General features: G+C 56.8%; 24 protein-coding genes, 1 tRNA gene and 1 pseudogene. 15 read left to right on the top strand and 11 right to left on the bottom strand.

Annotated features, from left to right (window positions below; all coding sequences use genetic code 11):
• Positions 1 to 11 precede the first annotated feature (11 nt).
• Genes KBW81_RS18180 through KBW81_RS18210 form a run of 7 tightly spaced genes read right to left on the bottom strand, consistent with a single transcriptional unit; the run spans position 12 to position 6610 of the window.
• Complete coding sequence (locus KBW81_RS18180) at positions 12 to 1067, bottom strand: substrate-binding domain-containing protein (RefSeq protein ID WP_254249174.1); 1056 nt, start codon at positions 1065 to 1067, stop codon at positions 12 to 14.
• Positions 1057 to 2070 carry an ABC transporter permease gene (locus KBW81_RS18185; protein WP_254249175.1) on the bottom strand — a complete coding sequence of 338 codons (1014 nt, stop codon included), beginning with the start codon at positions 2068 to 2070 and terminating at the stop codon, positions 1057 to 1059. Before KBW81_RS18185 ends, KBW81_RS18180 begins: the two co-directional genes overlap by 11 nt.
• 54 nt (positions 2071 to 2124) lie before the next feature.
• Positions 2125 to 3105 (bottom strand): zinc-dependent alcohol dehydrogenase, encoded by a 981-nt coding sequence (locus KBW81_RS18190; protein ID WP_254249176.1) that lies wholly within the window; start codon positions 3103 to 3105, stop codon positions 2125 to 2127.
• 25 nt (positions 3106 to 3130) lie between these two features.
• A complete protein-coding gene (locus KBW81_RS18195; protein WP_254249177.1) occupies positions 3131 to 4138 on the bottom strand; it encodes a Gfo/Idh/MocA family protein in 1008 nt (335 codons plus the stop codon).
• Positions 4138 to 4422, bottom strand: coding sequence for a YciI family protein (locus KBW81_RS18200; RefSeq protein WP_254249178.1), 285 nt, complete (start codon positions 4420 to 4422; stop codon positions 4138 to 4140). The genes KBW81_RS18195 and KBW81_RS18200 overlap by 1 nt, the downstream gene beginning before the upstream one ends.
• A gap of 12 nt (positions 4423 to 4434) precedes the next feature.
• Positions 4435 to 5505: an SDR family oxidoreductase gene (locus KBW81_RS18205; protein WP_254249179.1), complete on the bottom strand. Its 1071-nt coding sequence runs from the start codon at positions 5503 to 5505 to the stop codon at positions 4435 to 4437.
• A 37-nt stretch (positions 5506 to 5542) separates the two neighbouring features.
• Positions 5543 to 6610, bottom strand: a complete 1068-nt coding sequence (locus KBW81_RS18210) for a 2,3-butanediol dehydrogenase (RefSeq protein WP_254249180.1) — start codon at positions 6608 to 6610, stop codon at positions 5543 to 5545.
• Positions 6611 to 6833: 223 nt separating this feature from the next.
• Between KBW81_RS18210 and KBW81_RS18215 the strand changes: the two genes are divergently transcribed.
• From KBW81_RS18215 to KBW81_RS18245, 7 genes are all read left to right on the top strand, one after another.
• Complete coding sequence (locus tag KBW81_RS18215) at positions 6834 to 7754, top strand: NAD(P)-dependent oxidoreductase (RefSeq protein ID WP_254249181.1); 921 nt, start codon at positions 6834 to 6836, stop codon at positions 7752 to 7754.
• Positions 7755 to 7764: 10 nt separating this feature from the next.
• Positions 7765 to 9495, top strand: a complete 1731-nt coding sequence (locus tag KBW81_RS18220) for an extracellular solute-binding protein (RefSeq protein ID WP_254249182.1) — start codon at positions 7765 to 7767, stop codon at positions 9493 to 9495.
• A 63-nt stretch (positions 9496 to 9558) separates the two neighbouring features.
• Complete coding sequence (locus KBW81_RS18225) at positions 9559 to 9870, top strand: putative quinol monooxygenase (RefSeq protein ID WP_254249183.1); 312 nt, start codon at positions 9559 to 9561, stop codon at positions 9868 to 9870.
• Positions 9867 to 10394 carry a VOC family protein gene (locus tag KBW81_RS18230; protein WP_254249184.1) on the top strand — a complete coding sequence of 176 codons (528 nt, stop codon included), beginning with the start codon at positions 9867 to 9869 and terminating at the stop codon, positions 10392 to 10394. Before KBW81_RS18225 ends, KBW81_RS18230 begins: the two co-directional genes overlap by 4 nt.
• A 5-nt stretch (positions 10395 to 10399) precedes the next feature.
• Positions 10400 to 10732, top strand: coding sequence for a hypothetical protein (locus KBW81_RS18235; RefSeq protein ID WP_254249185.1), 333 nt, complete (start codon positions 10400 to 10402; stop codon positions 10730 to 10732).
• Positions 10733 to 11467: 735 nt separating this feature from the next.
• A complete protein-coding gene (locus tag KBW81_RS18240) occupies positions 11468 to 12862 on the top strand; it encodes a sensor histidine kinase (RefSeq protein WP_254249186.1) in 1395 nt (464 codons plus the stop codon).
• Complete coding sequence (locus KBW81_RS18245; RefSeq protein ID WP_254249187.1) at positions 12859 to 13503, top strand: response regulator; 645 nt, start codon at positions 12859 to 12861, stop codon at positions 13501 to 13503. The genes KBW81_RS18240 and KBW81_RS18245 overlap by 4 nt, the downstream gene beginning before the upstream one ends.
• A gap of 410 nt (positions 13504 to 13913) precedes the next feature.
• On the opposite strand, the gene KBW81_RS18250 is transcribed toward KBW81_RS18245, so the two are convergent.
• Positions 13914 to 14402 carry an EF-hand domain-containing protein gene (locus KBW81_RS18250; protein WP_254249188.1) on the bottom strand — a complete coding sequence of 163 codons (489 nt, stop codon included), beginning with the start codon at positions 14400 to 14402 and terminating at the stop codon, positions 13914 to 13916.
• Positions 14403 to 14729: 327 nt separating this feature from the next.
• Between KBW81_RS18250 and KBW81_RS18255 the strand changes: the two genes are divergently transcribed.
• The 6 genes and pseudogenes from KBW81_RS18255 (at position 14730) to KBW81_RS18280 (ending at position 21483) form a co-directional block, all read left to right on the top strand.
• The gene (locus KBW81_RS18255; protein ID WP_254249189.1) at positions 14730 to 15362 is read left to right on the top strand and encodes a tyrosine-type recombinase/integrase; all 633 of its coding nucleotides are present in this window, start codon (positions 14730 to 14732) and stop codon (positions 15360 to 15362) included.
• Between the two features lie 336 nt (positions 15363 to 15698).
• A complete protein-coding gene (locus KBW81_RS18260; RefSeq protein ID WP_254249190.1) occupies positions 15699 to 16673 on the top strand; it encodes a quinone oxidoreductase family protein in 975 nt (324 codons plus the stop codon).
• Between the two features lie 536 nt (positions 16674 to 17209).
• Positions 17210 to 17989, top strand: a complete 780-nt coding sequence (locus KBW81_RS18265; protein ID WP_254249191.1) for an alpha/beta fold hydrolase — start codon at positions 17210 to 17212, stop codon at positions 17987 to 17989.
• Positions 17983 to 18222 (top strand): annotated as a pseudogene (locus tag KBW81_RS18270) (IS21 family transposase); the annotation flags it as partial. The gene KBW81_RS18265 and the pseudogene KBW81_RS18270, both read left to right, overlap by 7 nt.
• Positions 18223 to 18501: 279 nt before the next feature.
• The gene (locus KBW81_RS18275) at positions 18502 to 20706 is read left to right on the top strand and encodes a type IA DNA topoisomerase (protein ID WP_254249192.1); all 2205 of its coding nucleotides are present in this window, start codon (positions 18502 to 18504) and stop codon (positions 20704 to 20706) included.
• Between the two features lie 700 nt (positions 20707 to 21406).
• Positions 21407 to 21483 (top strand) — tRNA-Ile (locus KBW81_RS18280).
• A 964-nt stretch (positions 21484 to 22447) separates the two neighbouring features.
• Here KBW81_RS18280 and KBW81_RS18285 read toward each other — a convergent pair.
• Genes KBW81_RS18285 through KBW81_RS18295 form a run of 3 tightly spaced genes read right to left on the bottom strand, consistent with a single transcriptional unit; the run spans position 22448 to position 24344 of the window.
• Positions 22448 to 22702, bottom strand: coding sequence for a GNAT family N-acetyltransferase (locus KBW81_RS18285; protein WP_254249193.1), 255 nt, complete (start codon positions 22700 to 22702; stop codon positions 22448 to 22450).
• Positions 22703 to 22713: 11 nt separating this feature from the next.
• Positions 22714 to 23418, bottom strand: a complete 705-nt coding sequence (locus tag KBW81_RS18290; protein ID WP_254249194.1) for an alpha/beta hydrolase — start codon at positions 23416 to 23418, stop codon at positions 22714 to 22716.
• Entirely contained in the window at positions 23415 to 24344 is a 930-nt protein-coding gene (locus tag KBW81_RS18295) for a ring-cleaving dioxygenase (RefSeq protein ID WP_254249195.1), read from the bottom strand. The genes KBW81_RS18290 and KBW81_RS18295 overlap by 4 nt, the downstream gene beginning before the upstream one ends.
• 108 nt (positions 24345 to 24452) lie before the next feature.
• Between KBW81_RS18295 and KBW81_RS18300 the strand changes: the two genes are divergently transcribed.
• Positions 24453 to 24794: a winged helix-turn-helix transcriptional regulator gene (locus tag KBW81_RS18300; RefSeq protein WP_090191768.1), complete on the top strand. Its 342-nt coding sequence runs from the start codon at positions 24453 to 24455 to the stop codon at positions 24792 to 24794.
• Positions 24795 to 25084: 290 nt separating this feature from the next.
• A complete protein-coding gene (locus KBW81_RS18305; protein WP_254249196.1) occupies positions 25085 to 25369 on the top strand; it encodes a hypothetical protein in 285 nt (94 codons plus the stop codon).
• The last annotated feature ends 312 nt before the right edge of the window (positions 25370 to 25681 follow it).

A 25681-nucleotide genomic window follows, 5' to 3' on the forward strand; every position in this document is an offset into this window, starting at 1 on the left:
CTTTAGCGCGATTACTGGCCGACGGCCTTGGCCTGATCCTCGCCCGACATTTCTGCCGACAGATAGATCGACCCCGGCAGTTCCGGCCGGCAATCCACGGCGTTTGGCTCGCTGGTGACGGAGTTTTCAAAGACAGGTGCCTTGAAGATTTCATCTGTTGGTGGCGTGCCGCCCGTCGCCTCTGCGACGGCCCACTGCACGGCCAGACGGACGTTGTCGTTGCCCGTAGCAACCGTGAACAGTTTGAAGTCAGGGTTGGCTTCTTGGTTGTCGGCCCAGAAACAAGACAGAGAATTGCCGTCCGATGTGGCAATAGCCGGGATCGAGCGATTGAATTCGCCAAAAACCGGCAGCGCACCAACCAAGGACGGGCCGAAGTCAGATACGATCATGTCGATCTTGTCGTTCTTGGCGATTTCAGCCGACAGAACCTGCTGCGTCAGGGATGGGTCCCAGTTGGTCACGGCAAAGGGCTCGGGGTTGATAAAGACATACTTGTCATCCAACACCGACTTCATCCCCTCCAGCTCGTCAACGCCCTGGCTGTTGCCGGCAGGACCGCTGATGAACAGCACGTTACCGCCTTCGGGCAACTGCTCTTTGATCCAGTTCCCCCAGCTGATGCCATCTTCCTTGAAGGACGAGCCAATGAACTTAGTGTAGTTCGTGCCCGCCTCGCCGCCGACATTGACGCGGTATGGTACGACGATCGCACCAGCGCGGTAGGCGTTGGTCAGCGCCGGTAGCACAGCGGGACCTGCATCGCCGAAGACCACCAGCGCCTTGATACCACGCGCCACCATCGAGTTAATGTCGGAGATCGCCTTTTGCGTGTCGCCTTGGCCGTCCGCATATTCGAATTGAGTGATGCTGGGGCACTTCGCCACTTCTTCTGCACCGGAGGCCGTCGTCACCAGCCTCCAGCTGTTACCGCCAAAGCCGTCAACTAGCGCCAGCGACGCTTCGTTCGGGCCGCACCAGGACGGTGTGTCCTGTGCCATCGCGCCGGTCGCACCCAGTGTCAGCGCAAGCGCCGAGACTGCGATCGTCATCTTTTTATTCAGCATTGTCCGTATCTCCCATTTTGGACGGTTCTGTGGTCGTCTTTTGACGGCGCCATTGGATCGAATAGACTCCGATACCGAAAATAAGCGCCAAAGCCTGAATGATGGTCTGGGCCGAAAAAGGCACACCGACCGACAGCGCGAACTGGCTGAGCAAATTAAGAAAGAAGGCGGCAATCACCGTGGTCACAGGAAAGCCACGCCCCCCCAGTAGCGAGGTGCCGGCCAGCACAACCACCGCTACGGAAGGCAACAGCAGCGCATCGCCCTGGAACGCCGTCGGTTCACGAGTAATCCCGGCAATCATGATGCCGGCAATGCAATAGTGCAGCTGCGCCATGACATAGGCCATCGCCTGATAAAGCCGAACCCGCAGGCCTGCTGCATGGGCGGCAAGCGGGTTTGCCCCGATTACCTCGAAGCGGCGCCCCTGCGCGGTTTTTTTCATAACGATGGTGATGACGGCCAGAATGGCCAACACAAACAGCACTGAATGAGGAATGCCAAGCGTCTTGCCCCCAGCGATCTTTGCCAGTAGCGGCGTCGTTGTACGCGGCACTCCGCCCGATACCGCGAAGACAACGCCATACAAGAGTGCGTTCATTCCGATGGTGGCGACAATTGCGTTCAGCCGCATGACGCCGACAAGAAACCCATTGGCAAGGCCCGCCGCAACTGCACAGCCAAGCGCGATCATCACGGCGGGCAGCAATTGCGCGTTATCGCCAGACGGCAAATGCGTCACCAACACGACTGCCAGTGAAACGCCGCCCGAAAGCGACAGATCAAAGCCTCCTTGTTGGACCACGAGCATTTGTCCCAGACCGACAATCGCAATCACCGCCGCGAAAGGCAGGCTGCCCGCTAAGCCGCCGTAAGACACGGCAGAGGGCGCAAAGATCAAGCACAGTACCAGCAAGACCAAGGTGGAGGCGACCACAGTAACAAAACCACGGGCAAGCGGGATCTGTGTCAGCTTTCCAGCCTTTGCGATCGGTGCGGTCATGTTGCCTGCCTGTCCCATGGTCTGTAAATCCCTCCCCTGTTGCGCCGTCGTTGGTCAGCCTATGATCAATGTGACCTTAACCGCCTTTTGTGGGTCCTTACCCAGCTCGAAGGCGGCCAGCGCATCGTCGAGACCGAAGCTGTGCGTCTGGATCGGCGACAGGTCGATCCCGGTGCGTTCCAGGAACCGGATCGCACCTGGCCAGACACCGGGCGAGCCGATGCAACCGCGCACGGTTAGGTCCTTGATCTGAATCTTGCCCAACTCGACCGGGAATTTCTGACCAATGTTGATCCCTACCATAGACACGAAACCTTCGGGTCGGGCGTAGTCAAAGACATTGGCCAGTGACGCCGCATGTCCGGCGCATTCGACCACCAAATCGGCACCGCCCTTGGTCATTTCCGTAATCGCCGCGACGGGATCGCCGTCGGTGGGGTCAACGACGGCGTCGGCCCCCAAACTCAATGCAATCGCTCGTCGCAGCGGCACGGGATCAACCACGATGACGCGCGCTCCCATGCCGATGGCGGCGGCTGCGGACACAAGACCGATGGTGCCGCCACCGGACACGACGACGGTTTGCGATGCGTCGACGCCGCCATGACGCAGCACGGCGTAATAGCCGCAGGTAAAGGGTTCGATCAGTGCACCCTTTGCGTCGTCGACGCCGTCGGGCAGCTTGTGCAGCCATTCGGGCCGGGCGGCAAAGTATTCGCGATCCGCCCCGTCCATGGAAAAGCCGAAGTGGTGAATACGCTCTGGCGTATTGATGACGCATTCGCCAACGACCCGGTCGCCGGCCTTCAGGCCCTGGACGTTGCGTCCAACCTCGACAACCTCTCCGACCCATTCATGGCCGGGGGTGACAGGATAGGAAATCGGGATAATGTAGTTGCCGGACAGCAGTTCATAATCCGAATGGCAGATACCAACGCGGGATGTGCGGATCATCACCTCGTTTTCGGTAATGCTGGGCGACTGCACGTCCATGACCACGGGCGCATTGGGTTTGTCGAATATCAGGGCCTTCATCGTCGTCTCCTCGCTTAGGCGGCGCTTAGGCCACGCGTTCGATCTTGCCGCTGATGGCAGAGGCAAAGACGGCCTCCAGCAGGGCGATGTTATTCACCAGATGTTCGGCGGTAATCGGATAGGTCGCTGTGCCGCGCACTGCGCGGGCAAAGGCGACAAGGTTATCCTTGACCGGTTCGGCCTTGCCGACTTCCACCGTTTCGATCGGGTCGCCAACCATGGAAGAGGTCACGATCCAGCCATCAGGGCTTTCGACGTGCGCCTTGTCGCGGATGTCGATCCAGCCTTTTGATCCGTAAACCGTGAAGCGGGACATGAACGGGTTGGCGAGCGAAGCTGAGACATAGGACGTGCCGCCGCCTGCGAATTTCACATAGGCCGCGACCGTGTCGCCTTGGGGCAGGTCGGACGAGAGCTGCTCGCAAATGCACAGTACGCTTTCGGCGCGGCCCAGCAGCCGCACGGACAGATCCAGCAGGTGGATGCCCGTGGCCGTCATGCCGCCAGCTGGGGCTTGGTCAGCCTTGAGCCGCCAGTTGTCGCGATCTAGCGACAGGAACTTGTCGTGGCTGAAGTTGGATTCGATCTGATGTATGCGGCCCAATTCGCCGGCATCCGCCTTGGCCAACATCTCAGCCACGGGCGGCTCCCACCGCCGTTCGTGGCCCATGCCCAGCACAAGGCCAGCGCCCGCACACAGCGCGACAGAGGCTTCGGCTTCGGCCTTGGTCAGGGCCAGCGGCTTTTCGCAAAAGATGTGCTTGCCAGCAGCAACGGCCTGCGCGATCTGATCGGTATGCAGGGAATGCGGCGTCGCGAGCACCACCGCCTCGACTGCCGGATCGTTCAGCGCGTCGGCGTAATCAGCAGACAGCGCGATGCCTTGACCTGCGCACAGATCGCGCACGCTTTCGACATTAGGCTCTACGGCGCGCACGACGCGGATGTCGCCTGGTGCCGCTTGGAGCACATTGAGCATTTTCTGCCCCCACCAGCCCATACCGACCAGTGCAATTCCAACCGGGCCCGCCATCAGCGATTATCCACACGCTTGGCGAAGGGCCGGATCGAAATCGTTTTCCACAGACCGGCATGGTTGAACGGATCGTTCTTGTTGAACGCCTCGACTTCGGCCAAGGTGTCCGCCTCTAGCAAGAAGCAACTTCCGATCATCGTTTCCTCGTCATCAGCCAACAATGGGCCAGAAACCAATGTCTTTACGGGTGCAGCAGCAAGATAAGCCTTGTGCGCCTCGTAATGTGCCAGCCGCTTTTCAACGGCACCGTCATGGTCGAGGCAATGGATCACATAATGCATCGGTATCGTCCTTCAGGAGGGGATGATGCGCTGTGCGCGCAGCGTATCAAACACGTCAAAGAAGCTAGCAGGCGTCGGTTGATAGGCGTCAAAGCCCAGCACACGGCTGTTGGTCATGTCAGTAAAACATTCGAGTGTCCGGCTGAGATCAGCGTCCGAGTGCCACCAGGACGCCAGCTTGCCGACCGGGATATCCTGCAGGTCGTGCTTGGCGACGATGTCGGCCCAAACCTCGGCGGCATCGGACATCGTCTCTTCAAGCGGGGTGACTTGACCAGGATAGGCCGCAACTGGGACGTCGAAATAATCCGCGATCTGCTTCCACAGCCATGTCCAACGGAAGACGTCGCCGTTGACGATGTTGAATGGCGTATCAGCGGCCTCTGTCGTTGTCGCAGCCCAGTGAAGCTGCTTGGCTAGAATGCGCGCGTCGGTAACATCGGTGACGGCATTATATTGCTCTGGCGAGCCGGGATAGACGAAGGGCCGCCCGGTCTGCTTGCAGATCGTCGCATAGACCGCCAACGTCACGGCCATATTCATGGCATTGCCGACGACAAAACCAATCATGGTGTGCGGACGGTGCACCGACCACGTGAACCCCTGTTCCTTGGCCTTCTCGAACAGCACGTCTTCTTGCGCGTAATAGAAATTCGCCCCCGGCAGGCGCGGGCTGCTTTCCAGAAACGGGGTATAGGGCGTAACCTTGGCGTAGTCGTCAAACGACCCAAGGTAGTGCTTCAATCCCGTCACCAGTGCCGCGTGCTGAACGGGTGCCTCTGCAATACCGTCGAACAGGTTGCGGATCATGGCCGCATTGACGCGCACGTTTTCATCTTCGGACGATTGCCGGGACCATGTGCAGTAAAACACATGGGTCACATCCTGCGCCGCGGTCAGGGCAGCCTTGGCCCCTGCTCCGTCCTCCAGATCGGCCGCTATGTGCCGGTCGGACCAATCAAGGTCCACGGCGCTGCGCGACATGGTCACAACCGTCCAGCCTTCGGACTTCAGGTGGCGTCCAATGTAGGAGCCGGACAGGCCGGTGGCACCGACGATCAATGCAATGTTGTTTGCGGTCATGGACTTGGGTCTTTCTTGGGTTTGGTCAAAAGTGTTTTCAGGTCGTCACAAGGATCTTCAGGTGCTCACCTGCCGGATCAAGCAGGGCTTCGAACCCCTTGGCGACGACATCTTCGGCGGCGATGCGGGCGGTGATGACTTTCTCGACCGGGAAGGTGCCTGCCGCGATCATCCGGGCGATGCGCGGCCAGATTTGCGTCGGGTAACACCAGGTTGCCTCGACCGATATATCCTTAAGCGCCCAGAGCATTGCGTCGATACTGGCGGGCTTCATGTGCAGGCCAACCTGAACTACCTTACCTTGGCGGCGGACGGCGTGGACACATGCATTGAGCGAGGCTTCCATGCCGACACATTCAAGAGCGACATCAACGCCGACGCCTTCTTCGGTCAGGTCAGCAACAATCGCAGCCAAATCGCTGCTGCGCGGATCGATGACATGGGCATAGGGCGCGATGTCCTTGATGATGCGGCGGCGGTTCGGGTTGGGTTCGGATACGATGATCGTCGCGGCCCCGGCCGCATGAGCGGCCAGCACCGTCAGCGCGCCGATCGGGCCCGCGCCGGATACCAGTACCGTGCTGCCACCCGTCACGCCGCCCCGATCGACACCGTAAAGCGCCACCGCTGCGGGTTCGATCATGGCTGCCTGTTCGTCGGACAGATTGGCCGGCACCGGCTGCGCATTGTAATCCTTGATGACAGCCTTCTCGGCCATGCCACCCCAGGCCCAGCTGAGGCCGACACATCCCATCGAAGGTGACAGGTGGAACAGCCCCCGCTTGCCGTAGTAATCATTGCGCGGCGAAAGCAGTGGTTGAACCGAAATTCGGTCACCTGCCTCGACGTGGCTGACGCCAGAGCCTACGGCCAGCACCTTCGCGGAAAATTCGTGACCAAGAATCTGCGGGTTTGTCGCGCCAGTAAAGATGTGAGGCTCTTGCGGGGTAACGATCGGTCCCGCGATATACTCGTGCAGATCCGTGCCGCAGATGCCCGTCACAATGGGCGCAATCAGCACATCGTCGTGTGCCAGATCGCCCGACGGCTCGGCCACATCTTCGACACGAATGTCCTTCGCGCCATGAAATCGCACTGCTTTCATCGGGTCGTTCCTCCTGCTTGCCGCTCTGCCCCCACTCTGCAGGGGCCACCAACATCCACTATCCTCTGCAGGACAGCACTGCTCCCACCGCTGTCTACACAAACATCTTAACTCTCCGGTTCGGAGATTATTTTTTTGATTTATCCTAAGCGGAGAAATTGCATCACCACTAATGACTGCCTCCGGCATATCTTTCGGTAGAGGCCGGTCCGGAGGAAAAAACGTGGCGATCAAACTGAACACCGTCGAGGGCACGCAAGACCATCTATCTGTGGGATGGATCGGGGCGGGCAAAATGGGCGCACCGATGATCCGCAACTTGCTGGCGCAGGGCATCGGTATCACCGTGACTGACCCGGACGCTGGTGTAACGGAGGCACTTGTCCGGGAAGGGGCGACGCTTGGCATAGATGCCGCTGCGCATGCCGACAGAAGCATCGTATTTTCGACACTGCCGAATGACGCGGTCCTTAGGAGTGTGGTGGTGGGGACTGAAACAACGCCCGGCCTTGCGACCAGTTTGCGCCCCGGTGCGATCTTTGTCGAGATGAGCACTGTTTCGCCGGAATGTTCGGCCGAGATTGCGACAGTTCTTTCAAATAACGGTATAAAATATCTTCGCGCACCTTTGTCGGGAAGCACCGCGTTGGCGGAAAAGGCGGCGCTGACGATTCTGGCGTCTGGTGAGAAAACTGCTTGGGACACTGTTGAGCCTTACCTCGCTCATCTGTCGGTCCGCCAATTCTACCTGGGAGAGGGCGAGGAGGCGCGCTACATGAAACTTGTCCTGAACACCCTTGTAGGGGCAACCGCCGCTATCATGGCCGAGGCCCTAGCCCTTGGCGAAAGTGGTGGGCTGAGCCGGTCCGCGATCATGGAGGTCGTCGGCGAAAGCGCCGTTGCGTCCCCCTTGCTGAAATACAAAACCGAGACCATCGTCGCAGACGATTACAGTCCAGCGTTTTCGGTGGACCAGATGATTAAGGATTTCAGCCTGATCAACGATGCCGCACGCGCCCATGGTGTGCCACAGCACATCACCGCAGTGATTTTAGAGCAATACCGTGGCGCAGCCGCTGCAGGGTTGAATGACCAGGATTTCTTCGCTTTGGTGAAATGGCGCGGGGGCCTATCCGACGTCTAAGAGGAACGACATGGAATTGCAGGCTGCCAAACCGGCTCCGAAGGCCGAACTGACAAGTCATGAACTGTCGCGGATCGTCGATTTCCTGCGCAAACTTCGCGCGCCCTTCGACGAAGGCCTGCCGGACGCTAAGCCCGACGTGTTCTGGAATGTCGTGCTGGAACTGGTCGACGCGCATCTGCGCGAACGCCCGATCGACAAATCCGGCCTGATTGCCTTGGCGCGCGTTCCTTACAGCACTGGCAACCGCATGGTGACAAAGATGGTTGCCGATAACCTGATCCGGCAGGTCCCGCGCGGTGGCGGGTTGAAGACCCATTTCTTAGAACCCTCAGAGAAATTGCTAACGGCGTTTATGGACTACGCCAATCATGTGAAGGCGCATCTAGCCAAGACCTTCGGCCTGCGTAAAGGTGCAGAGGCGAACGAATACTACTTCGGCGGTAGCTATTTCGCGTCACAGATCATCTCTCCGATTCAGACCGGAGACATTGGCGGGACGGTGCCGAGCGACATGCGTTTCCTGCTGAACGACGACAACTACTTCGCGTCGATGCGCAACATGTGGTCGGATTTTCGTAATGATCTGGGCCGCAAAAGCAGTTTCGACCTTAAACGTCTGCCTGATCTTTACTTGACCGCCCTGGCCACCGGCGGCAGCGCGGTACCTGAGTACGACGTTGTGTCGCTGAACATGCCGTGGCTGGGGGAATTTGCGGAAAAAGGCTGCCTCGCCCCGCTGGACGACCTGTTGACGGACGCGGCGATCAATGCGCTGGATTTCCACCCCTCGGTCTGGGGCACGGGCAACTGGAACGGCACACAATATGGCATCCCGCTCTATTGCACGATAGAGATCCTTGCTGCCCGCCGCGACCTGTTCGAGGAGGAGGGCCTGTCATATCCGAAGACCTTCGAAGAGACGATTCGCGCGGCGCGCGCCCTGCATCGCCCCGCCAACGAATTCTACGGGATTGCATGGAATGGCCAGCGCGGTATGCCAATCGCCAATTCCTTCATGTTCTTTCTGGCGGCCTGCCAGAAGACCGTAATCGACATGCCATTGCACAATCAAGACACTTGGCGGTTCGACCGGTTTGAAAAGCTGAAGCTGCAGATCGACAGCGATGCCTCTCTCGAGGTCATCGATTACATGAAGCAACTGGTGGAGGTGTCGCCGCCGGACATCGCGAACATGGATTGGGAAAAGCGCATTTCCTGTTTCATGTCGGGTCAGGCCGGAATGGCCTATTGCTGGACGATGCGCGCGGCACGCTTCGAGCACGAGCTCAGTTCGCGCGTCGCCCGGCGGGTTGCTTACCTTTCGCCACCCGCTCGGCGCTTGGGCCGCATCGCAGCCCCGATTGGCGGCTTCCTGATGACCATACCAGCCAATGTATCTGCCGTCAGACAGCGACAGATTATAAACGCGATCGCTTGGATGGTTTCGCCAGAAGCTATGAAGGCCCACGTCAAGAATGGCTTTCCCGTTGCCCCAAGGTTCTCAGTTTGCGCCGATCCGGAGGCGTTGGCCTCCTCTCCCATCGTGCGGATGGTGGATCAGATGGCGCGCCGCAATGAACTGGTGACGTGGTCCAGGCCACCCGTTCCAGCCTTCAACCTGATTGAACGCACGCTTGGGCAAGAAATACATGATGCTGTTTTCAATGGGAAATCGCCACGTCAGGCTGTTCGAGATGCAGAAAATCTAATCTTGCGTGAAATGTCATCAGGTCAATGACAACCGCACGTTGTCCGCACTGAACGATGCAGGACTATCGCTTAAAAAAGGAAGACCTAAATCATGACCCCGCAACTAACGGTGATCGCACATCTACGCGCCCTTGACGGTCAGATTGAAGAAACAAAAGAGTTTCTGACCAGCCTGATAGACCCAACTCGCCAAGAGCTAGGCTGCATTGAATACTGGCTGCATCAGGACGACGAAGATCCGGCAGAATTCACCTTTTACGAAAACTGGACTAACCGAGCCGAATGGGACAAGCATATGGAAATGCCGCACCTGAAAACCTTTGCCGAAGTAGCAGGCAAGGTGTTTGAGTTACAGAAGTTGCGTTTGATGACCATGGTGAGCGATGCGGCGTCCACACGATGAGCAGTGGACTACCAGGCTTGGCCGGGTGCGATCATGTCGGTTTTACTGTTCCCGATATTGACGCGGCCACAACATTCTTTGTCGATGTCATAGGCTGTGAAGTGGCGTTTGAAATCGGCCCATTCATTGCGGATGATGACTGGATGGCTGTGCATTTGGGAGTTGATCCACGCGCTGTCATCAAAAACCTGCGCATGCTCAGGTGCAAAAACGGTCCAGCCTTCGAGCTCTTTGAATATGATGTTAAAGGTTCGCTAAAAGATGCGCCGTCCAACAGCGATGTCGGCGCAGCCCACCTTGGGTTTGTCGTCGCTGACATAGACTTGGCCGTGGCGCATCTCAAGGCGCATGGGGTCACGGTACAGGGCGACCCGACCCATATAACTGAGGGACCTTCCGAAGGTTTGGGTTGGGTCTATTTCCGTGCTCCGTGGGGCATGCAGCTTGAACTTTTAAGTTACCCTGACGGCATGGCTGTCACCCGAAACAATTCCTCAGCGCTCTGGTCGCCGGTTAAGGACTAAGCAAATTGCCGAACATCAAGATCTACGTAAATGAGTCTGTCCTCACAGTGCGCAAACCAGAACTGATCGCGGCGCTTGAACCGCTTCGTGAGATGATCATCGGTCATCTAGACGTTCCAAAATCAGCCTGTCAGTTGGCAATTGTGTCAATTGTGGGCCTTGAGGATGAGCCGGCATTAAATGTAGAAATGCACGTTATGCCCGGTGGAAAACGCACACAGAAAAGCCTTGAGGCTTTAGGCGCGGCGATCCAAGGCATGCTCAACGAGGCAACGGGCTCCAAAGTTGCATTTCGTTGTGCCCAGCTTGATCCTGGAACATACGTTACTTTGAAATAATATCGCGCCGGGGGCACCTAAAAATTAGTGAAGGTCTCGCACGGATATTTTGCGGATATATGAACCGCCAGGGGTAAGGCGGGAGCAACTAGTCAGGGCCCCTGCCTCGCCCTTTGGGCGTGTCACCGCGCTTCTCAGCCTTTAGCCGGAACACTGGCTTTCGCCCGCAACGTCCCGGCCCATCCTCCCGGTCCCCATGGCCCGTGCCGATGCGCCCTGACGGGTCGCGATCGCTGGGGCGCAGTGCGGAGTCCGCCCCCCCCTGTCACTTCCGGCCCCATTGCGGACCTTGGGCGGCACTTGGGACGCTGCGATGTATCTTCCCGAAAGCGTTCATTAACTGGTGTTCTAATTTTCCATCGACAAGCGGATCTCTACGCGCAGTTGCACGAACCGCACACTGCATGTTAGCGGGGCCATAGCCATTCCTGGGTATGCTGCTCAGGTGTCGGTTAGGGCTGGCTCGGTGATTGCACACCTTGCCAGCCTGAACAGGGACGGCCCAAACCGGCCATTCACCGCCTCTTCGAGATGCTGCAGCGCAGCCCGTCATTGCAAACACTCGTGCATCGCGCAGCATTTTCTCGGCTATAAGATAGGTCTGCGGACGAAGCTACCATTCGCTTCGGCTTCTTCAAATGACGGCTTCGTTGACGACCATTGTTGTAAGCTGAACACATTACGGTATTCGGACTTAAGTCTATAGGAATTTCGTCAGCGTCGGTGCATCAACTTATGATGACAGCAAAATCGCACAGAATTGGGCGCATTTTGCGCTCCTTATCGGTCCAGTTTCTTTTGGCTGGTGGGGTCGTCCTTTTGGTCGGCGCTTATGCCGTTGGCACATGGGTGACGGACCGCATCGAGCGCGGCGTTGTTCAGAATTCGGGGGCGTCTGCAGCGCTCTATATCGAAAGCCTTCTGCCAAACCAGACGCGAGGTGCAGAGGGCAGTGCATCAGTTTCTGAAGACGCACAGCTTGTCCTGCGGCAAGCGTTTCAAGAAGGCATCCTGAGCGAGCGGGTCGTCACCTATACTATCTGGAGCGAAACCGGCGAGGTTTTGGACTCTTTCAGACCAGACCAAAGGGGGCTGCAATATGAGCCCTCAGAGGCGCTATTGCAGGCTTGGGCCGGTGATGTCGCGTCCCGATTTCAAACCTTGCAAGCGCAGGCTGACCATCCGGAAGCAACGGTGGGCGTCCCTTTGCTGGAAGTTTACGTGCCGATCAGAGATGCCAATACGGGAGAAGTCTTGGCCGTCGTTGAGTTTTATCAACGTGCAGAACCATTGGCCGAAGAATTGGCCAAAGCCCGACGCGAAAGCTGGACGTTGGTCGCGCGCATTTTTGGTCTGAGCGGCGCATTCCTATTCGTGATCGTCCATGCCGGTAGCCGTCTGATCGAGCGGCAACGCGAACAACTAAGATCACAACTCCTCGAGAGCCATGAACTTTCAAAGAACAATGACGCACTGCGCAAGCGGGTGTCTCAGGCGGCGCAAAGGTCAACGGCGCAATCGGAAAAGATCATGCAGCGAATTGGCCAAGATTTACACGATGGAGTGGCACAGCACTTATCATTAGTCAGTCTGCGTTTAGAAGGCGCAGGGCTTGGCCCTTCTAAGGATGCAGAAACCATCATGCAGTCTTTAAAAAATGCAATGAAGGAGTTGCGTGAAATTTCACGCGGATTGTCGCTGCCGGACCTCGCCACACTCGATTTACGTGAATGTGCCGCGCAAGCGGTGACGGAACACAACAAAGCTCATGAATCAAATGCGCAGTTCGTTGATCAATCGGTCGGTTCAGTTCACGTCAACGACGCAACAAAACTTTGCGTCTATCGGTTCTTGCAAGAGTCACTTTCTAACGCCGCACGTCATGCGATCGCATCAAGTATCACCGTAGAACTGAATGTTGAGGATGATTGGATCGACGTCTTAGTCTCAGACAACGGGCGCGGTTTCGCGCCGGACGAACTGCTAGGCGTTCGCGACGACGGTGGTCAAGGGTTGCTTGGTCTATCTGATCGTGCCGCCACATTAGGAGGCGCGTTTGTAATTGCGTCTCATCCTGGAAATGGGACCCAAGCCCGACTCCGTTTGCCAATTTGGGAGGACAACGCGTGACCATTCGCATCATCGTCGCAGACGACCACCCCATTTATCGCGACGGTGTCGTGAAAAGCTTGGAAGAAACAGGTGAATTTCGTGTCGTTGGCACGGCCAGTTCAGCACAAGAGGCCGCGCGCCTTGCCGAAGTCAAACACCCCGACATCGCCCTGCTCGACCTTTCTATGCCCGGTGGTGGGTTGACGGCCGTCAAGGCAATCTCAGCAGCAGGCAGCGCCAAATACGTTGCCATGCTAACCGTCTCTGAAGAAGACGGGCACGTTTCCGATGCGCTTAAGTTCGGGGCGATCGCCTACATCTTGAAAGGTGTTTCAGCCAGCGAACTACGAAAGGTTTTGAAGGGCGTGGCGGAAGGCGAAGCGCATGTGTCGCCCAACTTGGCAGCTAAGGTGTTGACCTACATGTCACGAGAAGATCCCAGCACGCCCGCCTCTCCACTCGAAGATTTGACCAAGCGCGAAGAAGATATCTTGAGACTGGTTTCCAAAGGCCAAAGCAACAAGGAAGTCGCAATCGCGCTCGACCTTCAGGAAAAGACGGTAAAGCACTATATGACGGTGATTATGGGCAAACTACACGCCCGCAACCGAGTTGAAGCCGCGTTGATCGCGCATGAGTTTTGGGGCCGCGCGGAATGACGCGCTCCATCTGGTTCCCATTTGTCGCGGTTCCATAAAGCGGGGAAACGTCTAAGCTTGATCCTTCGACTTCTGCCGCGCCTTCTTGAACGTTGAATTAAAGGCAATCGTAACCCGGTCCTGTGATGTTTCGTAGGGATACACCCAATGTAAAAGTTAGGCTGGGAACAGGATCAATTCTCCAGGCATGGGCGGATCTGGGCTGGCCACACAGCGCTTTGGGATACCGGCTGCCAGCGCAAAAAAGCATCGTCCCGATAAACCTAAGACCGACATGCACAAACATTCAAACAGGATCACCGGATGGGGACACTCCAACCGGACACTCTCTGGACTTAGGGTCTAGCAGGCAGTTGCTTTGATTCTCAGCTGCCTACTATAAAGATATCAGTTTAGAACAACGCTACAGATCAGTCATCGTCGGATTCATCGCTGTCACGGTCATCGTCATCATCTGATTCATCGCTGTCACGATCATCGTCATCGTCTGATTCATCGCTGTCACGATCATCGTCATCGTCTGATTCATCGCTGTCACGATCATCGTCATCGTCTGATTCATCGCTGTCACGATCATCGTCATCATCTGATTCATTGCTGTCACGATCATTGTCATCATCTGACCCATCGCTATCACGATCATCGTCTTCTTCGTCATCTGACTCATCGTTTTGCGAAATCTGAATTTCAGCGACACTGACAGTGCCACTGCCATCACGGTCGTTTTGCTTCAAGAAGCTGCTAGCGCCAGCCGCTCCGAACGCGGCTTCAAGCTCGCTTTGCGACAACTGGCCATCACCACTACTGTCAACTTCACTAAAAGTTCGCGCTTGTGCTGCAGCTGGCATCGCGACGACAGCGCAAAGCGAGGTGGTTATAAGAAGGTGGGAAAGTTTCATGTGCGTTCTCCTGTTGCGGCCCCCTTGCTGGGCATGATGTGGCCAATTTATGCGCATTGAAGACGCTCTGGATCGGCATATGGTCCTACGATTAGTGCAATACGTCTGAGAGATTATCCGACTTTGGTCTGGTGAATGCTGCGGAGGACAATTTCCTACCGTCCGGCCAGATGTATTAGACTACAGAGGAGGCCTTCGCTGCACAGCCGAGATTTGACAATACGGGCTCGAACCAGACATCGGATTCACCGCAGCATCTCATGATATGATGCTGTGTCAACGTCGGGTTGTCGCTGTGGGAGGGTATGGTGGATCGGAGGATTTCTCATGCAAACACAAAACTTACCTGCCATTCGAGCGCTTCGGCCCGCTTGGAACAAGGGCCGCATCGTCGGTCAGAAGCGACCGTTGAAACCCAAACACGTCTGGGCGATCCGCGTGCGGCTTGAGTTGGCCCAAAACCAACGCGACCTCGCACTGTTCAACATGGCGATCGACAGCAAATTGCGCGGCTGTGATCTTGTCCGCATGAAGGTCGTCAATGTCATGGCGTCCGGTCAGATCAAGGAACGAGCGTCCGTCCTTCAAAGCAAAACGCAAAAACCAGTCCGGTTTGAGATTTCGGAAGGCACCCGCACTTCCGTCATGAAGTGGATGGAAGATCCACTGATGGTTGGGTCCGAATACCTGTGGCCTGGCCGCTTCCACGAGCGGCTCCACATATCAACGCGCCAGTATGCACGGATCGTGCGGAACTGGGTTTCGTCGATTGGGCTGGAAGTCACTGCCTACGGCACTCATTCAATGCGACGCACGAAGGTCACCCAGATCTACAAGAAGACAGGGAACCTGCGTGCTGTTCAGCTTCTGTTAGGGCATACAAAAATGGACAGCACCGTCAGATACCTGGGTGTCGAACTTGAAGATGCACTGGCAATATCGGAAGCTATCGAAATCTAGGCGTTTGGGCCGTTCGATATGGACGGCCCTTAGCGGCCGAATATCGGTCGATTTGATGCTGCCCCGCAGCTCTCGCTTTGCGGCCACTCGTGCATCGTGCAGCATTTTGTCGGCTTAAACGTCGGTCTGCGGACAAACCGAGAATTCGCTGCGAGAAGTTCGAATATTTCCTGTCGGCCGTTTATCAGCGATGGCGATACCAAAGCCAAAGACACAAAGGGATCATCAACATAGCCAGCGACCATATCAAGAATGTGCTGTACAACAGCTACGAGTAAGCATTGGACATCTTGGTAGAAATGCCCTCTTGGTGAAGGCGAAATGGGAGGATTGGGAATGGCACTAACAGCAATAATCGAAGCGCATGGCGGACCAGAGCAGTTCAAATTGGTTGACCGGAATGTCGGTGAACCGGGAAATGGCGAGGTCCGCATTGCTCATAAAGCTGTAGGCCTGAATTTCATTGATGTGTACCAGCGCACCGGACTTTACCCGATGCAATTGCCCCATGCGATGGGCATGGAAGCCGCAGGAGTGATCGAGGCCGTGGGCGAAGGTGTTACGCATCTTAAAGTCGGTGATCGTGCCGCCTATGCCTCGAACCCGCCCGGCGCTTATTCCGAGGCACGTGTAATGTCTGCCGCTCAGGTCTGTCCACTGCCTGATGGCATCTCCTTCGAGGAAGGTGCCGCGATGATGCTCAAGGGTATGACGGTGGAGTATCTGTTTCACCGCACCTCACCTCTGAAGTCGGGTGATACCGTGCTGTTTCACGCGGCAGCAGGCGGTGTGGGCCTTTTGGCCTGCCAATGGGCGCGCTCGGAAGGGATCACATTGATCGGAACCGCAGGAACAGATGAGAAATGCCAGCTCGCGCAGGATCATGGAGCAACCCATTGCCTGAACTACCGCAGTGGTGATTGGGTCGCGCAAGTACGCAGCCTGACAGGCGGCAAAGGCGTCGACGTGGTGATGGACGCTGTGGGCAAAGACACCTTCGACGGATCGCTCGATTCGCTGAAACCGCTGGGCATGATGATATCTTTCGGAAATGCTTCGGGGCCGGTCCCCCCTTTTGATGTAGGTATTTTGGGAAAAAAGGGGTCGCTGAAAATAACGCGTCCAACGCTGTTCACGCATATTGGCGATCACGAAACCTGTCAGACCATGGCGCAGAATCTTGCCGCAAAAGTGCTGAGAGGAGATGTGAAGATCAACATTGGCCAGCGGTTCGCCTTGAGTGATGTGGCAAAAGCTCATGAAGCGCTGGAGGCGCGCAAGACAACAGGCTGTACTGTACTGGAAATCTAAAACTTTATTTTGGGCCATGACATTGTTAGTGACGCTAGATTATCAGTTCCGGGCGTAGAAAATTTACGGCCGGTGCTTTGTCAAAACATCGAAGCGGACATTAGCTGCATTGCAGAAAGCCGACGCATTGAGCTCACTGCAGACTTTCGCTGCGGATGTCAGCCTTGAGCGTCCGCTTTCTTCGGCTTGCCCAATTTAGTTTGCAAGTGCAGCGAAAGTCCGCAATCCGCCCTTAGTGTCGGGTGGTGCGGCCGCGAACGCCATGGATCTGGCCGTCAGCGTATCTGCTGGGAGCATTGCATCAGTCGCGCCGCCGCAAATCGACGGCACGAATACGGATTGGCCGTCATTGTCTGGCGCCTTAATGGAAGAACCCCGCCCAGGAAGCGATCGATGCTGTACGTGATCCAGAGGGCGCGGGCTGCGTGAACTGAACGATGTGAGGATCATTCAGCCACTCCGTGCGTTGACCCCGTGAGGCAAGAGCTGGCTGAAGGCACGCCTTTCGATTTCGAACGCTTACTGAAGGGGCAAGGATGCTGAATTTCATTCGTCAAGGAGCGGGCCCGCCGCTTCTCCTCGTGCACGGCCTCGGTGGGTCGTGGCGGTCATGGACCACGATCCTTCCCGCGCTTTCTGAGTCCCGCGATGTCGTGGCCGTTGACCTACCCGGGCACGGCAAAACACCAGCAGCTACCGACAGTGACACGTTCAAGGGGCTCGCTGACAGCGTCGAGGCCTTTATCGTTGATCAAGGCTTTGATGGGATCGATATCGTTGGCAGCTCGGTCGGTGCAAGGATCGTACTCGAGATGGCACGGCGTGGGAAAGTCGGCGCGACAATTGCTCTGGATCCCGGCGGCTTTTGGCAAGGCTGGGAGAGAACTTACTTCCGCTCCACCCTTCTTGCTTCGATCCGGCTTGTTCGCGGTCTCGAGTCGGCATTGCCAACACTCTCCGGGCTAGCCGTGTCTCGAAGCATGCTCTTGGCGCAGCTCTCCGCACGTCCGTGGAAGCTGGACGGCGTGATCGTCGCGACCGAGCTGAAGAGTTTTGCTGCGACGGAGACCTTCGATGCGCTTGTGCGCGACCTCGCCACTGCGCCGGAACAGGAGGGACCTGCGGCGGAGACGTCCCGGCCCGTCGTCATCGGATGGGGTCGCCAGGATCGTCTGTGTCTGCCACGGCAGTCCGCCAGGGCAATGGAGGCATTTCCATCCGCCAGGTTGCACTGGTTTGAGAAATGCGGTCATTTCCCGATGTGGGATCAGCCGGAGGAAACCATTCAGCTCATCCTCGACGAAACCGACACCTGAAGCGGGCTATTACTGATGCGCTGATCATGCGTGGGTCGCGCGGCTTCTCGGACCTGACTGCCTATCGCCGCTTCATCGATTAGGTCTTGGGGCGGATCAATGCGCGCAATGCCAAGCGCATTGACGTTGAGCGCACCAGCCTCAAGCCTTTGCCCGCCCGGCGGACCACCGACTATGAAGAGATCACGGTGCGCGTCACATTATTGGGCGGCTTCCTGCTGCGCAAATTCTTCTAAACCGTGCCATCCCGGCTGATCGGTCAACAGTTATCGTGCCGAACGGCGCCTTTTGCGTCGGTCGGCCCAAACCTGACCTTCGAAAGGGTTATCAAGTGGTTTGCGAGGGAGAGCGCCATGCTTCTACAAGCTTTGATCGGACAAAAATGCAAGAATTGCAGCGAGACATGAGTTCGGAAGCGTTGCCTAATTGTGTGGCTCCTTAAAAATCCCATTTGCCAGCTTTGCGAATTCACCTTATGTTCTTTTTTGTGCACTATTTCAAATGAGCTCGTCATGGCTGATCAGATCGTCATAACCGAAAAAACTAGCCAGGCGAAAGATGTCCGCGCCGCCATTGGGTCCCGGTATGGTGTGGTTTTACCGGCCGAGGGGCACTTGTTCGACTTGCTCGAACCACAGGACGTCGTGCCCGGATGGAAGCGCTGGACCCCAATCCTGCTGCGTCCTCAAGAGCTTTACGGCACGCGACCGGCAAAAGGCGGGAACAAGGCAGCCAAGCTCAAAGCCATTCGTGAGGCGCTGCGCACAGCCAAGCGGGTCTGGCTTGCCACCGATTGTGACCGAGAGGGGCAGCTCATCGGCCAGGAGATCCTCGAACACTATAAGTATCGTGGCGAGGTCATGCGTGTGCTGTTTACAGCCCAGGATACTCAGACCATCCGTCAGTCATTTGATCGGGCAAAACCCAACTCAGATTACGCCCGGCTCTATGCCGCCGCTGTTGCGCGCCGCCAAGCTGATCAGATATATAATTTGTCACTGACCCGCACAGCGACTGTCATCCTTGGCAGAGGCGCGCGAGGTGTCATCGGCGTAGGGCGTGTGAAAACGCCGACCCTTGCGATCGTCTGCAGACGCGAATTGGAAATCCGCAATTTCGTTCCCGTGACCTATTTCGAGGTTGTCGCCACCGCCATGGTTGAGGGCGGTGAGTTCAAGATGCGATATGCACCACGGGAACGAATTCTAAAACGTGAGATTGTTGAGTCCGTGGTTGCGGCCATCCGCGACTTTGAGGGGCCGCTCGGCGTGCGTGTCGAGGGCAAGCGTCAAGGACCGCCGAAACCGCATGATCTGCCGTCACTCCAGAAGCTCTGTGCCTCGCGCTTCGGCTGGGCCGCGGCAAAGACTCTGGAAATCGCTCAGGAACTCTATGACGGACAGGGTAAGAAGATTATTACCTATCCGCGTGCCGAAGTGCGTTACCTGCCCGAGACCTTGATCGGGGACGTGCCCAAGATCGTAGCCGGACTGCAAGCGGGAAGATCGTTCAGCACGATCCCTGTGCCAGCGGTGCCTGTCATTCGAAAGGGCAAGAGCGGCAGTTTTTATGACAAGGGACTGGAAGGGGCCAGCCACCACGCGGTCATTCCCAACGTCAATACGATTGAGAAATTGCGAGACGTCTGGCCGCGGCTTTCGAGTGACGAGAAAAAACTGTTTGACGTGATCGCACGGGCATATTTGGCCACCGTCATGCCGGATTTCCGCTACCGCCAGACAACCGCAACGCTTGATCCGGGCGGATTTCCGTTCAAGGCCACAGGCCGCCAACACGTTGATATTGGATGGCGTGCGGCATTCCCGGAATGGCAACCCGCCGATGAAAAAGGTGACGATGCGCAGCTGCTTCCTCAGATGCAAAACGGCGAAGCCGCGCGATTGCGGAACCCTGCCATCGAAGACAAGGAAACCCGGCCACCGCCGCGCTATAATGAAGGTACTTTGATCGAAGCGATGCAGCAGGCTTGGCGCTTTATCGATGATGAGGTTTTGCGCGACAGGCTGAAGGAAGCTAAGGGCATCGGTACGCCCGCGACCCGCGCCGAGATTATCGGGGGATTGAAACGGCAGGGTTTTCTGGTTGTTCAAGGGAAGAACATTGTACCGACCGATACCGGATTGAGTTTGTTTGGTGTACTCCTACAAGCTGATCCAGCATTGGTCGATCCGGGTGTGACAGCGCAACTCGAATGCCTGCTCGACGATGTTGTTGTCGGCAAACAGGAAATGGTTGGAGCCATCGATGCTGTTTGTGATGTCGCCCAGCGTATCATCGGAAAGCTCGTCGAAGGTTCGCCAGCCGGTGTGTCGCCTTTGCCCGGTTTTGTACTGGATGGCGGGGGCGGTGGACGGCCACCAACTCCTGAGATGAAGCGTTTCGCCGACAGTATAGCGCGTCAGAAGGGCATAAAGCCTCCAACTGGCTACACCAAATCAGCATCGGTCTGCCGTACGTTCCTCGAGCAACACGCTTCCAAAACAGCTGAAGGCGCTGGAGAGGATAAAGGTAGCGGTTCTGAAACCCGGCCACCAAGTCCGGCGCAATTGTCATTCGCCGAGCGTATATCGCGGGAACAAGGCGTTGTGATAACCGATGTAGCAAGGGCCAGTTCTTCTGCTATTTCCGTTTGGATTTACAAGAACCAAAGTTCGAAGCCTGACAAGAACCCTCGCAAAATCGTGGTGAAAAACTAGGAACCAACTACGACTAAATTGACCGTGGTCTTGTCACGCTTACGTACCGATCTCTCAACTCAATTATGCAACCTTTCGTTCGAAGGCCGAGGGGCTTTTGCCGCCTAGGGATGAGTGCCGCCGTCTTGGATTGTAGAACCCATTGATCTATTGGAAGATAGACCCTTCCGCCTGGGTGTTGAATTGTGCGAGAAATTGACCCAGTTTTCCGAAACGTTGTGACCCACAAGCTGTCATTAATTCCGCTGACTTTCCATCAGGTTATCATAAGCCAGAGGGGTCAACGCGAAATGAGAAATGGGCCAATTCGACCTGGAAATCAACACACTGCTGTCCAAAACACTGTTTTGACCACGTCGCCCAATAGCTCATTGGCCTCTTGCGCCATTAGGTGCTGTGCTTAAATCAAGTGAGCTCAACGAAGAAGGGGGCTATGCCATGGAGCACACGGGTGAACTTCAACAGGTCGTCGAACACCTACGCTCCGCTACAGATCGCGTTGCAGAGATGCGTCGATTGGTTTTGGAATCTGGTGGAGCGTGGCCAGATCACGAACACGACGTCCTATTTGAAGTGTGTTTCCTTAGTATTGCTGGCTTGGGCTTTGGAGCGAAACCCGCTGTCAAAAATTGGATCGTCAACGCTGAACGTCAGTTCAGCATCGACAAGGTTGCCTGAGGGTTTTAAATCCATCCAGCGTGGGCCTGTAGCTCAATTGGTTAGAGCAGAGCGCTCATAACGCTTTGGTTGCGGGTTCAAGTCCTGCCGGGCCTACCACGCACATGCCGTAAAAGATGAACGCAGCGGCGATAGCACAGCAAACGCAAAGTTGGAAATGGCTCCGCGGTCTGCAACGGTCTCCTCCCAGATCACGGAGACTGCGGAGCCTGGCAATGTTAAAGTCAAACACTGCAGGTGTTTTGGTTAACAAGAGCTCTCATAGAATACAAAGCCTAATATTTATGCTTAAAAAACTGGCAAATGCTGCCTTGCAGAAAATGCATTGCTGCAATGCGGCGTTGGCAGTTGAAAAACTTGGTGACCGTGCTCAATTAGGATGTAATGAAGGTCCAAACCTCCTCCCTTGGATCAACGTTTATCTCCAGCGCGGGTCCAAACCTCCTCCCTTGGATCAGCGCAGAGTTCAGGCGGCGCACTACCTCCCTAGTGCGTCGCCTTTAGTATTCGTAGCATTCCTCAGTTGTCTAATATGTCTGAATTACTGCTTCGCTGTGCCGGGCTGCTTAGAGGCGTAGGCCACCACCAGCGCTGTCTGCATTAAGCAGAATAAAGGCAGAGGTCAGTGCCGTTGCGCATGCTCAAGCATATCGTTGGTGTCCAGTTTCAAAGCTGAGCTCCAAAGTGGTGTCTTGAAGTACTGGCTCTCACCCAGCCGTTGCTGCTCTGCTTCGATTTCGACAAGTAACCCAGCCCAACACAGCGGTTCCAGTACACAGTTGCGAAAAGCACTGAGTTCCCGCCAGCCAGATGGATCGTCAGGGTGTAGAATTGTGCGAGAAATTGACCCAGTTTTCTGAAACGACGTGACCCACTTACTGGAATTAATTTCGCTGACTTTCCATGAGGTTATCATAAGCCAGAGGGGTCAGCGCGAAATGAAAAATGGGCCAATTCGACCTGGAAATCAACACACTGCTGTCCAAAACACCGTTTTGACCACGTCACCAAATAGCTCATTGGCCTCTTGCGCCATTAGGTGCTGTGCTTAAATTAAGTGAGCTCAACGAAGAAGGGGGCTATGCCATGGAGCACACGGGTAAACTTCAATAGGTCGTCGAACACCTACGCCGCGGCGCACAAGAGCTACACCGACCCCGCGGTCCCGCAGGGCATCCGGCATGCCGGTGTGGTCGATGATGATCGTGCTTGCGCCGAGACGGGAGTAGGTCGTCTCGGCCTCATGGCCCTCGACCACTGCCACGTAGCGACCCTTGCTTTCGCCCTCTTCGCGGGTGATTTCGATGTCAGTTTCCATAGAAGCTCTTCTCAACCCTCGATGTTCAGTTGCCCGCGCAGCCACGTGGCCTCTTGCTCGACGACACTATGTCCGGCGCCGGGAATGATCAGCGTATCGACCTTGGCACCCATTCCCCGCATGATTTCAGCGCTTTCATACACCCGCGCCAGCGGGATGTGGGGGTCTCGCTCATGGCAGCCCAGCAGCACCGGCACATCTGGGAGCCGCCCCTCATAGGCAAAAGTCTTGGCGGGGCGGTCGTAGAGATCGGCGCGCGGTGCGCCGTCCGCATCGCCCGTGCCGACCAGCCCGCCAGAGAGCGCGACCACCGCGCGGAACGGACGGGCAAGCCGCGCAGCCGCTTCCACCGCAAGACAAGCCCCTTGCGAGAAACCCACAAGACCCACCCGCTCCGGATCAAAGCCCTGTTCCGACACGTCCTCAAGCAGGGTCGAGATGACGCTCAACCCGCTGCTGAGCCCCGGTTCATTGGCCTCCAGCGGTGCCAGAAAACTGTCCGGCCACCATGAGTGCCCGGCCGCCTGCGGTGCAAGAACGGCGAGGTCAGGCAGCGAGAGGTGGTCGGCAAGGCCGATCATATCCTCGGGCGCGCCGCCCCGGCCGTGGATCATCACCAACACAAGGCGCGCGCGCTCCAGCGGTGCGCCAGCAATGACCAGCCGTTGCCCCGCGTGCGGACCGGTGCCGCGGGTCGTCGCCGCCAAACCGCTCACGACGGCACCCGGATCTGCGGCAGCACCTGCTCGATACGGTTACGATGTGCCTCGTATTTCTCGGGCAGCTTCAGCGCCTCGCCCAAATGTGCCGGATCTTCGTCCACGGCAAATCCCGGTGTATCGGTGGCAATCTCAAACAGCACCCCGCCGGGGGTGCGGAAGTAGATTGCATCGAAATACTGCCGGTCGATGACCGGGGTGACTTGCTGTCCGACGGCCGAGAGCCGCGCGCGCCATTCCAGTTGCTCCTCTCGGTCACGTGCCCGGAACGCAACGTGGTGAATGGTGCCGGCACCTGAGCGCCCGATGGAGCGGGCATCCGAGGTCATCAGGTCAACTGCCGAGCCACGCTCGGGATCGGTCGAGAGATACCGGATGTGGGTTTCCGTCCCGCCCGTCCCGCCGGTCGCGGTGGCTTCCTCGGCTTCGCGCTCATATCCCATCGCTTCGAGCACGGCGGCGGTGGAAGTGACATCCTCGAGCCAGAGGGTCACGCTATGAAACCCCCCATCCCGCGCCCCGCCTTCGATCAGTTCGACCCGCAGGCCGTCGGGGTCCCGCATAGCTATCGCGGGCTCGCCGAAGCGCTCAAAGGGCCCTTCGAAGTCGATGGCAGCCTCTGCCAAGTCTCCCATGCGCAGATCCAGATCGGGGATCGCATAGGCCACCGCCGACGCCATGCCGGCCCCCGCACGGCCCGGGCCCGCATCCACGAAAGGAAAGAACGTCATGATCGACCCAGGCGCCGCATTCTGGTCCCCATAGTAGAGGTGATAGGTGCCGGGATCGTCAAAGTTCACGGTGCGCTTGACCAGACGCTGGCCGAGAATGCGCACCCAGAAGTCGAGGTTGCCCTGGGGCGGGCCGGAGATCGCGGTAACGTGGTGCAGGCCGGGAATGGCCGGGGATGTGCCTTGAGACATGATGCTCTCCTTTCGATGCCAAAAGGCGCGCAGGGCCCCTCGGTGTATTGTGTCTATCGGTTGGAGGCTTTTGTAAGGTAAAAGTTACCAAGTGAAAGTCGTTACCAAATGGAAACCACCCAAGAAAAAACGTTCGTTTCCTCTGACGGGGGCGAACCTGAAATCCCCTGCGCGGCCGATACGCTGCTGCGCAAGCTATGGGGCCAATGGAAAACCCATGTGATCTACGTGCTGGGCGAACAGCAGGCTTGTCGCTTCGGCGTGTTGCGCCGCAGGATCACCGGTATCTCCCCCAAGGTGCTGACAACCCGCTTGCGCGAGTTGGAAGCCGATGGGCTGGTTTGGCGCGAACAAGAGAACTCCATACCGCCAAAGGTCACTTACGGTCTGACCGAGACGGGCCTCGCCGTGCATGCGGTTTTGAAGGACATCGAAAAGATTAAAGTCTGAAATTGAACCTAAGCCAGGTAGATTGCGGCAATTTAGACGGAACAGTATGTGAATGGCGCGTGCCGGCCCTCACCTGCCGTTCGCTTCACGGCCGAGCGCTGCTGTGCAGCTTCAGCAAACCGGCCATTTATCCATGGCGCAGCATTTTCGAAGGGTGAAGGTCGGCAGAGCGGGTCGAAGCTGACCCTTGCATGAGCGCGGAGGTTTACCTAGGGGAAAAAATGGATCTGTGCGACACTGGACATCTGAAGTTTCCAAAAAGGGTACTTCTGAAATGGGAGGATTGATTGATGTCTTACTATTCTGTCTCACATTGGGATACGACCGACTGGACCGATGAAATGGAAGCTATTGCTCGCGACAAGTATGTGCCAATGATCAAAGGATTAGGGGCCGAGAGCGTCGATATGGTAAGAACGGGCGATGTAAGTTTCCTTGTGGTATCGAAGTATCCGGACGCAGCAGCGGGAGAGGCTGCCCAAGCACGCATCGATGAAATTCGCAGTCAAGCCACACAAGAACTTCCAATGAAAATGTCAAGCGTCCATCGTGGCTCCACCTTCGCTAGCGGTTAAAAATCAAGAGCAAGAAAATCAGATGGCCCCGCCTAATGCGGGGCTTTCTCTTCTATCTTAGTTAGTTGATCTAAAACGTGATTGGTCCAGCTGCTCCATCGTCAATGGGCCCGCTTTGGGCTCGAAGCAGCCCTTCGACGCGCCCGCGCAGAGGATCTGTACCGAGGCTGGAGGTCGAGGTCGGCTGTGCGAAATTTTCTGCCGTCCGCCCCAGCATGCCGAATGTCCCCTTTTCTGATACTGCGCAAGTATCAGCGACCAAATTGCAGCCCCCGATACCGAATCTGCGCTCCATTTTCGAAGCAAAACCGG

Origin of the sequence: Loktanella salsilacus (genome assembly GCF_024206795.1) — a bacterium.
GTDB classification, from domain to species: Bacteria; Pseudomonadota; Alphaproteobacteria; order Rhodobacterales; family Rhodobacteraceae; genus Loktanella; species Loktanella salsilacus.

Bases quoted from the DNA above. Each gene is read 5' to 3' on its own strand.
- KBW81_RS18220 (WP_254249182.1), top strand. From the start codon at position 7,765: ATGGAATTGCAGGCTGCCAAACCGGCTCCGAAGGCCGAACTGACAAGT.
- KBW81_RS18230 (WP_254249184.1), top strand. From the start codon at position 9,867: ATGAGCAGTGGACTACCAGGCTTGGCCGGGTGCGATCATGTCGGTTTT.
- KBW81_RS18205 (WP_254249179.1), bottom strand. From the start codon at position 5,505: ATGACCGCAAACAACATTGCATTGATCGTCGGTGCCACCGGCCTGTCC.
- KBW81_RS18180 (WP_254249174.1), bottom strand. From the start codon at position 1,067: ATGCTGAATAAAAAGATGACGATCGCAGTCTCGGCGCTTGCGCTGACA.
- KBW81_RS18240 (WP_254249186.1), top strand. From the start codon at position 11,468: ATGATGACAGCAAAATCGCACAGAATTGGGCGCATTTTGCGCTCCTTA.
- KBW81_RS18275 (WP_254249192.1), top strand. From the start codon at position 18,502: ATGGCTGATCAGATCGTCATAACCGAAAAAACTAGCCAGGCGAAAGAT.
- KBW81_RS18305 (WP_254249196.1), top strand. From the start codon at position 25,085: ATGTCTTACTATTCTGTCTCACATTGGGATACGACCGACTGGACCGAT.
- KBW81_RS18250 (WP_254249188.1), bottom strand. From the start codon at position 14,402: ATGAAACTTTCCCACCTTCTTATAACCACCTCGCTTTGCGCTGTCGTC.
- KBW81_RS18285 (WP_254249193.1), bottom strand. From the start codon at position 22,702: ATGGAAACTGACATCGAAATCACCCGCGAAGAGGGCGAAAGCAAGGGT.
- KBW81_RS18300 (WP_090191768.1), top strand. From the start codon at position 24,453: ATGGAAACCACCCAAGAAAAAACGTTCGTTTCCTCTGACGGGGGCGAA.
- KBW81_RS18295 (WP_254249195.1), bottom strand. From the start codon at position 24,344: ATGTCTCAAGGCACATCCCCGGCCATTCCCGGCCTGCACCACGTTACC.
- KBW81_RS18200 (WP_254249178.1), bottom strand. From the start codon at position 4,422: ATGCATTATGTGATCCATTGCCTCGACCATGACGGTGCCGTTGAAAAG.
- KBW81_RS18260 (WP_254249190.1), top strand. From the start codon at position 15,699: ATGGCACTAACAGCAATAATCGAAGCGCATGGCGGACCAGAGCAGTTC.
- KBW81_RS18225 (WP_254249183.1), top strand. From the start codon at position 9,559: ATGACCCCGCAACTAACGGTGATCGCACATCTACGCGCCCTTGACGGT.
- KBW81_RS18185 (WP_254249175.1), bottom strand. From the start codon at position 2,070: ATGACCGCACCGATCGCAAAGGCTGGAAAGCTGACACAGATCCCGCTT.
- KBW81_RS18255 (WP_254249189.1), top strand. From the start codon at position 14,730: ATGCAAACACAAAACTTACCTGCCATTCGAGCGCTTCGGCCCGCTTGG.
- KBW81_RS18195 (WP_254249177.1), bottom strand. From the start codon at position 4,138: ATGGCGGGCCCGGTTGGAATTGCACTGGTCGGTATGGGCTGGTGGGGG.
- KBW81_RS18190 (WP_254249176.1), bottom strand. From the start codon at position 3,105: ATGAAGGCCCTGATATTCGACAAACCCAATGCGCCCGTGGTCATGGAC.
- KBW81_RS18265 (WP_254249191.1), top strand. From the start codon at position 17,210: ATGCTGAATTTCATTCGTCAAGGAGCGGGCCCGCCGCTTCTCCTCGTG.
- KBW81_RS18210 (WP_254249180.1), bottom strand. From the start codon at position 6,610: ATGAAAGCAGTGCGATTTCATGGCGCGAAGGACATTCGTGTCGAAGAT.